This is a genomic window from Verticiella alkaliphila (assembly GCF_018904615.1).
GTDB classification, from domain to species: domain Bacteria; phylum Pseudomonadota; class Gammaproteobacteria; order Burkholderiales; family Burkholderiaceae_B; genus Verticiella; species Verticiella alkaliphila.
Window position 1 is genome coordinate 41,464 of sequence record NZ_JADCNH010000022.1, and the last position, 15,319, is coordinate 56,782.

10 protein-coding genes and 2 pseudogenes are annotated in these 15,319 nt (G+C 67.6%); all 12 read left to right on the forward strand.

Annotated elements, in window-relative coordinates; genetic code table 11:
- Nucleotides 1–124: 124 nt before the first annotated feature.
- Entirely contained in the window at nt 125–1,351 is a 1,227-nt protein-coding gene (locus tag IMZ29_RS14525) for an acyl-CoA dehydrogenase family protein (protein ID WP_216185333.1), read from the forward strand.
- Between the two features lie 110 nt (nt 1,352–1,461).
- Nucleotides 1,462–3,090 (forward strand): 3-(methylthio)propionyl-CoA ligase, encoded by a 1,629-nt coding sequence (locus tag IMZ29_RS14530; RefSeq protein ID WP_216185336.1) that lies wholly within the window; start codon nt 1,462–1,464, stop codon nt 3,088–3,090.
- A 137-nt stretch (nt 3,091–3,227) separates the two neighbouring features.
- Nucleotides 3,228–4,471: pseudogene (locus IMZ29_RS14535) on the forward strand (branched-chain amino acid ABC transporter substrate-binding protein).
- A 25-nt stretch (nt 4,472–4,496) separates the two neighbouring features.
- Nucleotides 4,497–5,471, forward strand: coding sequence for a branched-chain amino acid ABC transporter permease (locus IMZ29_RS14540; RefSeq protein ID WP_216185339.1), 975 nt, complete (start codon nt 4,497–4,499; stop codon nt 5,469–5,471).
- A 51-nt stretch (nt 5,472–5,522) separates the two neighbouring features.
- A complete protein-coding gene (locus IMZ29_RS14545) occupies nt 5,523–6,848 on the forward strand; it encodes a branched-chain amino acid ABC transporter permease (protein WP_216185342.1) in 1,326 nt (441 codons plus the stop codon).
- Entirely contained in the window at nt 6,845–7,633 is a 789-nt protein-coding gene (locus tag IMZ29_RS14550) for an ABC transporter ATP-binding protein (protein ID WP_216185345.1), read from the forward strand. The genes IMZ29_RS14545 and IMZ29_RS14550 overlap by 4 nt, the downstream gene beginning before the upstream one ends.
- Nucleotides 7,630–8,394 (forward strand): ABC transporter ATP-binding protein, encoded by a 765-nt coding sequence (locus IMZ29_RS14555; protein ID WP_216185348.1) that lies wholly within the window; start codon nt 7,630–7,632, stop codon nt 8,392–8,394. Before IMZ29_RS14550 ends, IMZ29_RS14555 begins: the two co-directional genes overlap by 4 nt.
- A gap of 63 nt (nt 8,395–8,457) precedes the next feature.
- Nucleotides 8,458–10,545, forward strand: a complete 2,088-nt coding sequence (locus IMZ29_RS14560; protein ID WP_216185351.1) for a 3-hydroxyacyl-CoA dehydrogenase NAD-binding domain-containing protein — start codon at nt 8,458–8,460, stop codon at nt 10,543–10,545.
- Nucleotides 10,546–10,558: 13 nt separating this feature from the next.
- Entirely contained in the window at nt 10,559–11,737 is a 1,179-nt protein-coding gene (locus IMZ29_RS14565; protein WP_216185354.1) for an acetyl-CoA C-acyltransferase, read from the forward strand.
- Nucleotides 11,737–13,593, forward strand: coding sequence for an acyl-CoA dehydrogenase (locus IMZ29_RS14570; RefSeq protein WP_216185357.1), 1,857 nt, complete (start codon nt 11,737–11,739; stop codon nt 13,591–13,593). Before IMZ29_RS14565 ends, IMZ29_RS14570 begins: the two co-directional genes overlap by 1 nt.
- An 87-nt stretch (nt 13,594–13,680) precedes the next feature.
- The gene (locus tag IMZ29_RS14575; RefSeq protein ID WP_371820281.1) at nt 13,681–14,463 is read left to right on the forward strand and encodes an SDR family oxidoreductase; all 783 of its coding nucleotides are present in this window, start codon (nt 13,681–13,683) and stop codon (nt 14,461–14,463) included.
- Between the two features lie 52 nt (nt 14,464–14,515).
- Nucleotides 14,516–15,319 (forward strand): annotated as a pseudogene (locus IMZ29_RS14580) (SDR family oxidoreductase); the annotation flags it as partial.

Genomic DNA, 15,319 nt, shown 5'->3' on the forward strand with positions numbered 1-15,319 from the left:
GTATGCCGCAGGGTTTACCCGGCCTGCTCGCAGAATTGGCACAGCCGTTGCACCAGACCAGGCTCGACCGATGACCTTGCCCCGGGGCGCCAGAGCCGCCCCATCGAGCCCGTGGAGGAGCCCCGTGGATTTTGCCTACACCCCCAAAGTCGAAGCCCTTCGTGAACGCCTGTTGGGCTTCATGAACGAGCACATCTATCCCGGTGACGAGCGCTATCACGCCGAGCAGGAAGCCAACCGTGCCGCCGGCAACCCCTGGCAGCCCATTCCGATCATCGAGGAGCTCAAGCCGCTCGCGCGCAAGGCTGGGCTGTGGAACCTCTTCCTGCCGCACTCGGATCGCGTGCCGGAAGGTCTGACGAACCTGGAGTACGCGCCGCTGTGCGAGATCATGGGCACCATGGCCTGGTCGTCCGAGGTCTTCAACTGCTCGGCGCCGGACACCGGCAACATGGAGACGCTGGATCGCTATGCGTCCGAAGAGATCAAGCGCGCGTGGCTGGACCCGCTGCTCGACGGCAAGATCCGCTCTGCCTTCGCGATGACCGAGCCCGCGGTGGCCTCCTCGGATGCGACCAACATCGAATCGCGCATCGAGCGCGACGGCGACCACTACGTGCTCAATGGGCGCAAGTGGTGGACGTCGGGCGCCGCGGACCCGCGCTGCCAGATCTTCATCTTCATGGGCAAGTCCAATCCGGACGGCCCGCGGCATTCGCAGCAATCCATGGTGGTGGTGCCGGCCGGCACGCCGGGCCTGAAGGTGCTGCGTCCGTTGAACGTGCTGGGCTATGACGACGCGCCGCACGGTCATTGCGAAGTGCTCTTCGAGAACGTGCGCGTGCCGGTGGGCAACATGCTGCTGGGTGAGGGCCGTGGTTTCGAGATCGCCCAGGGCCGCCTCGGACCGGGCCGGATCCACCACTGCATGCGCGCCCTGGGTGTGGCCGAGCGTGCGCTCGAACTCATGTGCCGCCGCCTGTCCTCGCGCGTGGCCTTCGGCAAGCCGATCTCCTCGCAGAGTGTCTGGCACGAGCGCATCGCCGATCTGCGCTGCCGCATCGACATGGCGCGCCTGCTCACGCTCAAGGCGGCCTACATGATGGACACCGTCGGCAACAAGGTGGCCAAGGCCGAGATCGCGATGATCAAGGTGGTGGCGCCCGCCGTGGCGTGCGATGCCGTCGACATGGCCATGCAGGCCCACGGCGGCGGCGGCATGTGCGACGACTTCCCGCTTGCCAAGATGTACGCCAACGCCCGCACGCTGCGCCTGGTCGACGGGCCGGACGAAGTGCACCGCAGCGCGATCGCCAAGCTGGAACTCGGCCGTTACGCGACGCGTTCCTGAGTGCCACGCAAGATGCGGCAGCCGCGCCGGGTAGTTTCCCGTATTGCGCTGCCGCATCGCGCTCTCGGATGATGGGGCTACGGCCGCACGCCCCCATGAAGGAGAAGGACATGTTCGGACTCATGATGCAGCAACCGCTGCTCATCTCGTCGCTGATCCGCTACGCGGACCGCTTCCATGGCGACACGGAGATCGTCTCGCGCCGCGTCGAAGGCGATATCCACCGCACCACCTATCATGAGGTCCACGAGCGCGCCCGCCGGCTCGCTCACGTCCTCGTCGCCCGGGGCGTGAAGCCCGGCGACCGGATCGCCACCCTGGCCTGGAATGGCTATCGCCACCTGGAGCTGTACTTCGCCATTTCCGGTATCGGCGCCGTGATGCACACGGTCAACCCGCGCCTGCATCCCAACCAGATCGCCTGGATTGCCAACGACGCGTCCGATACCTGGCTCTTCTACGACACGACCTTCCAGCCGCTGGTCGACGGTTTTGCTGCCCAGTGCGCGAACCTCAAGACCCTCGTCGCCATGACCGATGCCGCGCGCCTGCCGGCGAGCAAGGTCGAAGGCGTGCTCGCGTACGAGGACCTCATCGCGGAAGGCTCGGCCGAGTTCGACTGGCCCGAGCTCGACGAGAACGTGGCCTCCTCGCTGTGCTACACCTCCGGCACCACCGGCAATCCCAAGGGGGTGCTCTACAGCCACCGTTCCACGCTGCTGCACACGATGGTCGGCGTGAGCCCGGACGTGCTCGGCCTGTCGGCCTCCGATGTCGTCCTTCCCGTGGTGCCGATGTTCCACGTCAACGCCTGGGGCATTCCGTACATGGGCGCCATGACGGGGGCCAAGCTCGTCTTCCCGGGGCCGAATCTGGATGGCGCGAGCCTGTACGAGCTTTTCGAGACCGAGGGCGTGACGCTGTCGGCCGGCGTGCCCACCGTGTGGCAGGGCCTGCTCGGCCACGTGCAGAAGCAGGGTCTGCGCTTCTCGTCGATGCGGCGCACGGTGATCGGCGGCTCGGCCTGCCCGCCCGCGATGCTCGCCAAGTTCGAGAACGAATACGACGTGCGCGTGATCCACGCCTGGGGCATGACCGAGACCAGCCCCATCGGCAGCGCCTGCGCCCTGAAGCCCAAGCATCGCGGCCTGTCCAAGGAGGCCGTCCTCGCCCTGAAGGGCCTGCAGGGCCGTCCCCCCTTTGGCGTGGACATCAAGATCCTGGGGCCTGACGGTCAGGAGCAGCCCTGGGACGGCAAGACCGAAGGCGAGCTCCTCGCGCGCGGCCCCTGGGTGCTGGCACGCTACTTCGGCCGTGAGGACCAGTCACCGCTGGTCGACGGCTGGTTCCCCACGGGCGATGTGTGCAGCATCGATCCGGACGGCTTCATCCACATCACCGACCGCAGCAAGGACGTGATCAAGTCCGGTGGCGAGTGGATCTCGTCCATCGAGCTCGAGAACATCGCGATGGCCCACCCGGACGTCGCCATGGCCGCGTGCATCGCCGTCCCGCATCCGAAGTGGGACGAGCGCCCGCTGCTGGTCGTGGTCAAGCGGCCCGAGGCCACGGTGGATCGCGAGGCCATGCTGGCCTGGTTCCAGGGCAAGGTCGCCAAGTGGCAGGAGCCTGACGACGTGGTGTTCGTCGAGGCCATTCCGCTGGGGGCCACCGGCAAGATGCTCAAGACGTCGCTGCGCGAGACCTACGGCAAACACCCCCTGCCCGAGACGAAGTGAGGCGATAGCGAGGCGGGGCGCCCAGACCCGGGTGCCCCGTTGCGCGGCCAACGCGGCCGCAACGCCGCCGGCGCGATAGCCGGCAAACGACGTGCGCCCCGATGCGCACGCGATTCCAAGCACCCGAGGAGACGTTCATGAAGAAGTTTTCGTATGTGCTGGCCTGCGCCGCGTCCGTCGGCGCCCTGTTGATCGGTCCGGTCAATGCGGCCGAGAAGACCGTGCGCATTGCCTTCATCGATCCCCTGTCCGGCCTCATGGGCCCGGTGGGCAACGACCTGCTGCGCAACTGGCAGTACGGCGCCGAGCTCGCCAACAAGGAAGGTTGGGCCAAAGGAGTGAAGTTCGAGATCGTCCCTTTCGACAACAAGCTCTCGCCGCAGGAATCGCTCTCGCTGCTCAAGGCCGCTGCCGACCAGAACATCCAGTACGTGGTGCAGGGCATGGGCTCCAGCGTGGGCATCCCGCTGCAGCAGGCCGTCGAGCGCAACAACGACCGCAATCCCAACAGCCCGATGCTGTACCTGAACCAGGCCGCCGTCGATCCGGTCCAGACCAACGCCAACTGCACCTTCTCGCATGCGCGCCTGGATGGCCACGTCGACATGAAGGTCACCGGCATCGTCAAGTACATCGCCGAGAACCAGCCCGACACCAAGAAGGTGTACCTGATCAACCAGGACTACTCCTTCGGACACAGCGTGGCCAAGGCGCGCGCGAGAAGCTCAAGGAGGCCAAGCCGGACATCGAGATCGTTGGCGAAGACCTGCACCCGCTCGCCCGCGTGACGGACTTCTCGCAGTACGCCGCCAAGATCCGCTCGTCCGGTGCCGACACGGTCATCACCGGCAACTGGGGCTCTGACCTCGGTCTGCTCGTCAAGGCAGCGCGCGATGCCGGCGTCACGGCCAAGTTCTACACGTTCTATGCGGACAACACCGGCGCGCCCACGCTCATCGGCGAAGCGGGTGTGGATCGCGTCTATCGCATCGCCGCGTTCGACTGGAATTCGCCTGCCACCGAAGCCGCCATCAAGGACTACAAGGCCCGCTACAACAACGCCGACTTCTGGAACGCCGTGGGCCCGAGCGGCCTGAAGCTGCTGGCTGAAGCCATGAACAAGGCGGGCTCGACGGACCCGCTCGCGGTGGCCAAGGCCATGGAAGGCCTGACGGTGGAGACGATGCACGGTCCGCTCACGATGCGCGCCGAGGATCACCAGGCCCAGCAGAGCTTCTACATGGCCAGCTGGCAGAAGATGGATGGCGACAAGGTGAAGTACGACCAGGAGAAGACGGGCCACGGCTGGCGCCTGGAGCGCACATTCAAGCCCGAGGAGCTCACGCTCCCGAGCACGTGCCAGATGAAGCGTCCTTCCTGATCGGCGTCAACCGGGAGGCCGTGGCATGGAGTTCTTCCTGATTTCGTTGCTCAACGGGATCAGCTACGGCCTGCTGCTGTTCATGATGGCAGCGGGCCTGACCCTGATCTTCAGCATGATGGGCGTGCTCAATTTCGCGCACGCGAGCTTCTACATGCTGGGCGCGTATTTCGCTTATTCCGTCGTGGCGACGTTGCAGGGCGTGCCGGGGCTGTCCCGCGCCGCTTTCTGGATCGCGCTGTTCATCGCGCCCGTACTCGTGGGGCTGCTGGGTGCCCTGGTGCAGCGCTACGGCCTGCGCCGCGTGCACCGGTGGGGTCACGTGCACGAGCTGCTAGTCACCTTTGGCCTGTCCTTCGTGATCCTGGAGCTGGTGCAGCTCGCCTGGGGCAAGGTGGCCGTGCCGTACCGCGTGCCGCCTGAACTCGACGGCACGCTCTTCACCCTCTTCACCACCCAGTTCCCCATCTATCGCGGTTTCATGATGGCCGTGTCCGTGGCAATGTTGGGCGGGCTGTGGCTGCTGCTCAACCGCACGCGCATCGGGCTGGTCATCCAGGCCGCGCTCACGCATCCGGACGCCGTACAGGCGCTGGGACACAACGTGCCGCGCGTCTTCATGCTCGTCTTCGGCGGCGGCTGCCTGCTGGCCGGGCTGGCCGGCGTGATCGGGGGCAATGCCTTCGTGACCGACCCCAGCATGGCCATGGCCGTGGGGCCGATCATCTTCGTGGTCACGGTGGTGGGCGGCATGGGCTCGCTGGCGGGCGCCTTCATCGCCAGCCTGGTGATCGGCATCATCCAGGTGATGGCCACCGGGGTGAACGCGTCGCTCGCCACCTTCGCGGGCTGGGTGGGCTGGACGGTCACGCCGGAGACCCCGCTCTATCCGGTGCTGAGCATCGGCATCGCGCAGATCGCGCCCATCCTGCCGTACCTGCTGCTGGTGCTGGTGCTGATCTTCCGTCCGCGCGGCCTCATGGGCACCCGGGAGACATGACGATGCGAACTCCTCTGCGTTTCGTCCCATTCGTCCTCCGGAGGGCTCGCCATGAGCGCTGACGCTTCGACCCTGCCGCCGGGCGCTGCGCGACGCAGCGCCGGCGTGCCTGGCGCCCGCTCCGGCCATTGGCTGGTGTGGGCGGCCATCGCCGTGCTGTTCGGCGTGCTGCCCCTCATCTTCACCCGCAACGCCTCGCTCTCGCTCATGTCGCAGATGGGCGCCATGATCGTGCTGGCGCTGTCCTACAACATGCTGCTCGGCCAGACCGGCATGCTGTCCTTCGGCCACGCCGTGTACTCCGGGCTGGGCGCGTACTTCGCCATCCATGCGCTCAACCGCATCGGCGAGGGCACGCTCGGCATCCCCGTCTCGATGATCCCGCTCGTGGGCGGGGTCTTCGGGGCGGTGTTCGGCGTCATCTTCGGCTGGATCAGCACCAAGCGCGCGGGGGTGACCTTCGCCATGATCTCGCTGGGCATTGGCGAGCTCGTGCACACCGTGGCGATGATGTTCACCGGCTTCTTCGGCGGTGAGGGCGGCATCTACACGGACCGCGTCGCAGGCGAGCCCTTCATGGGCATCACCTTCGGGCCGGCCATCCAGGTGTACTACCTCGTCGCCATCTGGACGTTCGTCTGCATGGTGGCGATGTATGCCTTCACGCGCACGCCGCTGGGGCGCATCGCCAATGCCGTGCGCGACAACCCGGAGCGCGCCGAATTCATCGGCTACAACCCGCAGCGCGTGCGCTTCCTGGTGCTGGTGCTCTCGGCGTTCTTCGCCGGCATCGGCGGCGGGCTGCTCGTCATGATCTTCGAGATCGTCAATGCGGAGAACGTCGGCGCCATCCGTTCGGCAGGCATGCTGCTCGCCACCTTCATCGGCGGCGCGGGTCTCTTCTTCGGGCCGGTCGTGGGGGCGCTGGTGTTCGTCTTCTTCGCCGTGGCGCTGTCCGAGCTCACCTACGCGTGGCAGCTGTACTTGGGGCTCTTCTTCGTGCTGCTGGTGATGTTCGCGCCGGGCGGGCTGGCCGGAGTCGTGGCGTCGCTGCTGGGGGTGTCGCGGGCCGGGTACTTCGGGCGTGTGCGCCAGCCGCTGCTCATGGCCACGCTCGCCGGTGTCTTCGCCTTGTTGCCGGCCATCGTGGTGGTGGAGATGGCCTACGGCCTGAGCTGGGCGCAGGTCGCGAGCGCACAGTTCAGCTTCCTGGGCATCCCCTTCGACGCGCGCACCGCCGGTTCATGGGCGCTGGCGGTGGCCTGGCTCGCTGTCGGCGGGTTCCTGCTCTGGCGCGCCGGGCGCGCCCTGGGACAGGCCTGGGACGACGTCCAGGGCCGCATCGCCGCCGACATCCAGCAAGGAGGCCAGGCATGAACGCCGATGCACGCACGTCTCACGCCGGCACGCCCGCGTTGGCCTTGCACGACGTCAAGAAGAACTTCGGCCAGACCGCCATCATCCGTGGTCTGAACCTCACGGTGCACCCCGGTGAGCGGCATGCGGTCATCGGCCCAAACGGGGCCGGCAAGTCGACCATGTTCCACCTGGTGTCCGGGCGCATTCCGGTGAGCAGCGGCTCGATCCAGCTCCATGGCCGTGAGCTCACCGGGATGCCGCCGTATGAGATCAACCGCCTGGGGCTCTCGCGCAGCTTCCAGATCACCAACATCTTCCACAACCTGTCGGTGTACGAGAACCTGCGCTGCGCGGTGCTGTGGTCGCAAGGGCACGGCTACGCGTTCTGGAAGCGCCTGAGCCGGCTCGCGGACGTGGCCGAGCGGGCCGAGGAAGTCCTCGAGCGTCTGGGGTTGCAACGTCGGCGCAACACGCCAGCGGGCCTGCTCACGTATGCCGAGCAGCGGGCACTGGAGATCGGCATCACCATCGCGGGCGGTGCCAAGGTCATCCTGCTGGACGAGCCTACCGCGGGCATGAGCCGGCACGAGACCGATCGCGTCGTCGAGCTCATCCGCACAGTGTCCGAGGGCCGCACGCTGCTCATGGTCGAGCACGACATGAGCGTGGTGTTCGGCCTGGCCGATCGCATCTCGGTGCTGGTCTACGGCGAAGTCATCGCGAGCGACACGCCGCAGCGCATTCGCGAGAACCCGCGGGTCCAGGAAGCCTACCTGGGTGCCGTCATGGAGGCCCACGCATGAATGCCACCGTCTCTGGCGTGCCGCGTGCCGCCTCCGCCACGCAACCCACGCGGGCGGCCGGCGCGCCCCTTCTGGCCGTGCGCGATCTTCACGCCTATTACGGCAAGAGCCACATCCTGCACGGCGTCGATCTCGTGCTGCAGCCGGGCGAAGTCGTGGCGCTCCTGGGGCGCAACGGCGTCGGCCGCTCCACCACGGCCAAGGCGATCATGGGCCTCGTGCATCGCACGGGCTCGGTCTGCCTGCACGGGCGCGAGACCGTCAGCATGGCCACGCACGACATCGCCCACCTCGGCATCGGCTACGTGCCCGAGAGCCGTGACATCTTCCCGGGCATGACCGTCGAGCAGAACCTCTTCCTGGGCCAGAAGGGGCGCCAGCCGGATCGCTGGACGTTCAACGACATGTACCGTCTTTTCCCGCGGCTGGGGGAGCGCGCCAACACGGCCGCGGGCGTGCTCTCGGGCGGCGAGCAGCAGATGCTCACGCTGTGCCGCACGCTCATGGGCAATCCGTCGGTGGTGATCATCGACGAACCGACCGAGGGCTTGGCGCCCATGGTGGTGCAGCAAGTGGCCGATTTCCTGCTGCAGTTGAAGGCGCAGGGGGTCGCCGTCCTGCTCATCGAGCAGAAACTGTCCATCGCCTTCGACGTGTCCGATCGCGTCTATGTGATGGGCCACGGCAGCATGGTGTTCGAAGGCACGCCCGCTGCGTTGCGCGCAGACGCCGACGTACGGCGGGACTGGCTTGAAGTCTAGCGCTGCGGGCCGGCATCCGTGCCGGCCCAAGGATTTTTCATTCGTGTTTCAGGAGTATCAGGCATGACAGCCGAGTATCGAGTCGATTCGGGTGTGGCCATCGTCACGCTGAGGAACCCGCCCGTCAACGGGCTCAACCACGCGACCCGCCAGGGCGTCGTGGAAGCCGTCACCCGGGCCAACCGGGACGAGGCCGTACGTGCCATCGTGATCGCCGGCGAAGGCAAGCTCTTCTCGGGCGGCGCCGACATCCGCGAATTCAACACGCCGCGCATGTCGCAGGCGCCGCACCTGGGCACCGTCATCGCTACCGTCGAGGCGAGCGCCAAGCCGGTGGTGGCGGCCTTGCACGGCACCGCGATGGGCGGTGGCCTGGAGCTGGCCATGGGCTGCCACTACCGGGTGGCGGCGGCCGACACCCAGGTGGCACTGCCCGAGGTCAAGCTCGGTCTGCTGCCGGGGGCGGGCGGCACGCAGCGGCTGCCGCGCCTGGTGGGCCTGGAACGCGGCCTGAACATGATCGTGTCCGGTGAGCCCGTGCCGGCGCGCGAGCTGGCCGAGACCAAGCTCTTCGACAAGGTCGTGGACGGTGACGTGCTGGCCGCCGCCGTGGCGCTGGCGCGCGAGGTGATGGGACGCGACAAGCATCCGCGTGCCCGAGACATCCGCATCGATTACCCGAACCCCGACGGCTACCTCGGCTGGGCGCGCATGACGGTGGCCGCCACCGCGCCGCAATACCCCGCGCCGCTGCGTTGCGTCGATGCGGTCAAGGCCGCGGTGAAGGAAAAGTTCGACGACGCGCTCGCCACCGAGCTCAGCTACTTCCTCGAGCTCTCCACCACTCCCGAATCCCGGGCGCTGCGCCACGCCTTCTTCGCCGAGCGCGCGGCGTCGGCCGTGCCGGGTATCGGCAGCGACACGCCGTTGCGCAACATCGCGCGCGCGGCCGTGATCGGCGCCGGCACCATGGGCGGTGGCATCGCGATGAACTTCGCCAATGCCGGGATTCCGGTGCAGTTGCTCGAACTCAAGCAGGAGGCGCTGGACCGCGGCCTCGCCACGATCCGCAAGAACTACGAGAACACGGCCAAGAAGGGCAAGCTCACCGCCGAGCAGGTCGAGCAACGCATGGCGCTCATCCAGCCCACGCTGTCCTATGACGAGATCGCGCAGGCCGACATCGTGATCGAGGCCGTGTTCGAGCGCTTCGACATCAAGGAGACGGTGTTCAAGCAGCTGGATGCCGTGATGAAGCCCGGCGCCATCCTCGCCACCAACACCTCCACGCTGGATGTGAATCGCATCGCCGACGTGACCCAGCGGCCGCAGGACGTCGTGGGCACCCACTTCTTCAGCCCGGCCAACGTCATGAAGCTGCTGGAAGTGGTGCGTGGCGAGAAGACGGCCGACGACGTGCTCGCCACGGTGATGAAGCTGGGCAAGACGCTGCGCAAGACCGCGGTAGTCTCCGGCGTGTGCGATGGCTTCATCGGCAACCGGATGCTCGAGCAGTACTCGCGCCAGGCGGTCTTCATGCTGGAGGAGGGTGCCACGCCGGCGCAGGTCGATGGCGCCATCGAGCGCTTCGGCTTTGCCATGGGCCCGTTCCGCATGGGCGACATGGCGGGCAACGACATCGGCTACGACATCCGCCAGCGGCGCGCCCAGGAGCGGCCGGGCATGCACTACGGCAAGCTCGCCGACCAGCTGATCGAGAAATTCGATCGCAAGGGCCAGAAGGTGGGCAAGGGCTGGTACGACTACAAGCCGGGCGATCGCAAGGCGATTCCGTCCAAGGAAGTGGAGGGGATGATCGCGGCGTACCGCGAGGAGAAGGGCATCCAGGCCCGCAAGATCACCGATGGCGAGATCGTGCAGCGCCTGGTGTTCGCGCTGGTCAACGAGGCCTGCCACATCTTGGAGGAAGGCATCGCGCTGCGCGCCTCGGACGTGGATCTGGTCTATCTGACCGGCTACGGCTTCCCGGTGTATCGCGGCGGCCCCATGCAGTATGCGAACGAGGTGGGCCTCTACAACGTGATGCACGCCATGCAGGGGTTCGCACAGAACCCGCACGCCGACCCCGAGTTCTGGAAGCCCGCGCCGCTCTTGCGCCGGCTCGTGCTCGAAGGCCGCGATTTCGAATGATCAGGAGTCAAGCATGAACGAAGCCGTCATCGTCAGTACAGCCCGCACCCCCCTCGCCAAGTCATGGCGCGGGGCCTTCAACATGACCCACGGCGCCACCCTCGGTGGCGCGGCGGTTGCTGCGGCCATCGAGCGCGCTGGCATTTCGGCGGCCGACGTCGAGGACGTCATCATGGGCTGCGCCACGCCGGAGGGTGCCACGGGGGGCAACATCGCCCGCCAGATCGCCTTGCGCGCAGGCTGCCCCGTCACCGTGAGCGGCATGACCGTCAACCGCTTCTGCTCCTCCGGGCTGCAGACCATCGCGCTTGCCGCGCAGCGCATCCTGGCAGGCGAAGGCGACGTCTATGTGGCAGGCGGGGTGGAATCCATCTCGTGCGTGCAGAACCAGGCCAATCGCCACATGTCGACGGATCACTGGCTCACGCAGAACAAGCCCGAGATCTACTGGAACATGCTGCAAACGGCCGAGCAGGTCGCCAAGCGCTATGGCATCTCGCGCGAGCGCCAGGACGAGTACGGCGTGCGCAGCCAGCAGCGCGCCGCCGCCGCGCTGGAAGCCGGACGACTGTCGGCCGAGATCGTGCCGGTGACCACGCGCATGGCCGTGGCCGATCCGCGCACCAAGCAGATCCTCACCCGCGAAGTGACCATCGACAAGGACGAGGGCATCCGTGCCGACACCACCCTGGAAGGCGTGGCCAAGATCCGGCCGGCCATCCCGGGCGGCGTGATCTCGGCCGGCAATGCCAGCCAGTTTTCCGATGGTGGCGGTGCGTGCGTGGTGATGAGCCGGCGCGAGGCCGAGCGCCGCGGCATCCAGCCGATGGGCATCTTCCGCGGCTTTGCCATCGCGGGCTGCGAGCCGGACGAGATGGGCATCGGGCCGGTCTATGCCATTCCGAAGCTGCTCGAGCGCGCGGGGCTGTCCGTGGGCGACATCGACCTGTGGGAACTCAACGAAGCCTTCGCCGTGCAGGTGCTGTACTGCCGCGACAAGCTCGGCATCCCGGACGACCGCCTGAACGTGGATGGCGGCGCCATTGCCGTGGGCCATCCCTACGGCGTGAGCGGTCAGCGTCTGACGGGCCATGCGCTCATCGAAGGCAAGCGGCGCGGCGCCAAGCTCGCCGTGGTCACCATGTGCATCGGTGGCGGCATGGGCGCGGCCGGCCTTTTCGAGATCGTCTGATGTCGCTCCTGCTGTCCCGGCGCGATCTCGAATTCCTGCTCTACGACTGGCTCGGTGTGGAGCAGCTGTGCGAGCGGCCGCGTCACGCCGAGCATTCGCGCGAGACGTTCGACGCGGTGCTCGACACGGGCGAGGCGATCGCCACCGAGAAGTTCGCGCCGCACAACCGCAAGGCCGACCTGAACGAACCGGTGTTCGACGGCGAGCGCGTGCACATGATCCCGGAAGTGGGCGAGGCGTTGCGCGCCTTCTGCGACGCGGGCTTCATGGCCGCCTCGCACGATGCCGAGGTGGGCGGCATGCAGTTGCCCATCGTCATCGAGAAAGCCTGCATGGCGTGGTTCCAGGCGGCGAATGTGGGCACATCCGCCTATCCGTTCCTGTCGATGGGCAATTGCAATCTGCTGCTAGCCCACGGCACGCCCGCGCAGATCGACACCTTCGTGCGTCCGCAGCTCACCGGGCAGTTCTTCGGCACGATGTGCCTGTCCGAGCCGCAGGCAGGATCTTCGCTGTCGGACGTGGCCACGCGCGCCGTGCCGGACACGGCGCCGGACGCCGCATCGGATCCTTTTGGGCCGCGCTACCGGCTCTTCGGGAACAAGATGTGGATCTCGGCCGGTGAGCACGAGCTCTCCGAGAACATCGTGCATCTGGTGCTGGCCAAGATCCCGGGCCCGGACGGCAAGCTCGTGCCTGGCGTGCGGGGGCTGTCGCTCTTCATCGTGCCCAAGCGGCTCGTGACGCGCGATGGCCGGGTGGGCGAGCGCAACGACGTCGTGCTGGCTGGCCTGAACCACAAGATGGGCTATCGCGGGGCCACCAACACGCTGCTCAACTTCGGTGAGGGGCGCTTCACGCCGGGCGTGGACCTGGGCCTGCCGCCGGCGGCAGGCGCGCTGGGCTGGCGGGTGGGCAAGCCGGGCGAAGGCCTGGAGGCCATGTTCCACATGATGAACGAGGCCCGCATCGGGGTGGGGCTTGGCGCCACGGCGCTGGGCTACACCGGCTACCTGCACGCGCTCGAGTACGCCCGCGGGCGGCCTCAAGGGCGCCCGGTCGGGCCGGCGGGCAAGGATGCCGCGGCACCCCAGGTGCCGATCGTGCAGCACGCCGACGTGCGCCGGATGCTGCTCGCGCAGAAGGCGGCCGTGGAAGGTGCGCTGGCACTGAATCTGTATTGCGCGTGGCTGGTCGATGAGCAGCGTACGCACCCTGACGCGGCGCGTCGCGACGAAGTCGGCCTGCTGCTGGACATCCTCACGCCGATTGCCAAGAGCTGGCCGTCGCAGTGGTGCCTGCATGCGAACAGCCTGGCTATCCAGGTGCATGGCGGGTACGGCTACACGCGGGATTATCCGGTGGAGCAGTTCTACCGCGACAACCGGCTCAACCCGATCCACGAGGGCACGCACGGCATCCAGGGCCTGGATCTGCTCGGCCGCAAGGTGGTGATGCAGGACGGTGCGGCCCTGGCCGCGCTCGATGCCTGCATCGGCGCCACGCTGACGCGGGCTCAGGCCAGCGACGATGCGATCGTGCGCGAGACGGCAACGGCGTTGACGCCGCGTTGGCGGCGGCTGCTGAGCGTCACGCGGGCGTTGTGGCAGGCAGGTGACCCCCAGCGCACGCTCGCGAACGCCAGTGTCTATCTGGAGGCGTTCGGGCATCTGGTGATCGCCTGGATCTGGCTGGAACAGGCCCTGGCCGCGCGGGGTGACGACGACTTCCATCGCGGCAAGCGGCAGGCGTGTCAGTACTTCGCCCGTTGGGAGCTGCCCCGCCTGGACGCGCAGTTCGATCTGCTCGCCTCGCTCGACGACACGACGCTCGGCATGCAGGACGCCTGGTTCTAGCGACAACCCTTCATGCGCTGGGCGCCAGCAAGCCTGCGGCGACGTACCGCGGTCTGGCGGCCCGCCTCACTTTCAAGGAGACTCCCTGTGTCCATCGCATCTCTCTTCAGCCTCGAAGGCAAGACGGCCCTGATCACCGGCGGCTCGCGAGGGCTCGGCCTGCAACTGGCCGAAGCCCTGGGCGACGCCGGTGCGCGCCTGGTGGTCTCGGCACGCAAGCCGGACGAGCTCGAGCATGCCGTCGAGCACCTCGCCAAGCGCGGCCTGGATGCGAGCTGGGTCCAGGCCAACGTGGCCGAGCCTGACGATGCCAGGCGACTGACCAAGACGGCCCTCGAACGCCTGGGGCGCATCGACGTGCTCGTCAACAACGCCGGCGCCTCCTGGGGCGTGCCCGCCGAGGAGCATCCGCTGGAGGCCTGGGACAAGGTCATGAACCTGAACGTGCGCGGCGTCTTCGTGCTGTCGCAGGCCGTGGGCGTGGGCAGCATGATCCCCAATCGCAGCGGCAGCATCCTCAACATCGCGTCCATCGCCGGCCTGCGCGGCAACGCGCCGGACGAGATGCAGACGCTCGCCTACAACACCAGCAAGGCGGCCGTGATCAATCTCACGCGCGCACTCGCGGGGGAGTGGGGCCGCTACGGCATTCGCGTGAACGCCCTGGCACCGGGCTTCTTCCCGTCGCGCATGACCCGTGGCCTGCTCGATCAGCTGGGCGAGGACAAGGTCATCGGCCGCGCGCCGCTGCGCCGGCTGGGCGACGATCAGGATCTCAAGGGCGCCGCGCTGCTCTTCGCCTCGGAGGCGGGCAAGCACATCACGGGGCAGGTCCTGGCGGTGGACGGCGGCGTGTCCGCCATCCTCTGAGCCAGGCTGTCTCTCTCATACCGGCGCGCCGCGCGCGCCTCAGGAGTCATCGATGTTCGAGTATCGCGACAAGGTTGCCGTCATCACCGGGGCCGGCAGCGGCTTCGGCCGTGAGTTCGCCCGCATTGCCCAGGCGCGCGGCATGCACTTGGTGCTGGCCGATGTGCAGGAAGACGCCCTGCGCGCCACCGAGGCCGAGATGCGCGAGGCCGGCGCCCAGGTGTTCGCGCATCGGGTGGATGTGAGCGATGCGGCGAGCATGGATGCTTTCGCCGAGGCCGCGCTGGCCCGGTTCGGCGCGCCGCACCTGCTCTTCAACAATGCCGGCGTGGGCGCAGGCGGCCTGGTGTGGGAGTCCACCCTCACCGACTGGAACTGGGTGCTGGGGGTGAACCTCTGGGGCGTCATCCACGGCATCCGCACGTTCGTGCCGGCAATGGTCGAGGCGAGCCGCAGCCAGCCCGGCTACCGCGGCCACGTGGTCAACACCGCATCGATGGCGGGGCTGCTCAATCCGCCGAACATGGGCGTCTACAACGTCTCCAAGGAAGCCGTCATCTCGCTCTCCGAGTCGCTGTACCACGACCTCGATCTGATTGGCGCGCCCATCGGCGCGTCGGTGCTGTGCCCGTACTTCGTGCCGACGGGCATCATGGACGCCGAGCGCAACCGACCCATCCCGGTGGGGGCGCTCACGCGCTCGCAGCAGGTGGGTCGCGAGAACAGCCGCAAGGCCGTCACGTCCGGCAAGGTGAGCGCCGAGGATGTCGGGCGCATGACCTTCGAGGCCATCGACGAAGGCCGCTTCTACATCTACTCGCACCCGCATGCGCTCGGCAATCTCGAAGCGCGCATG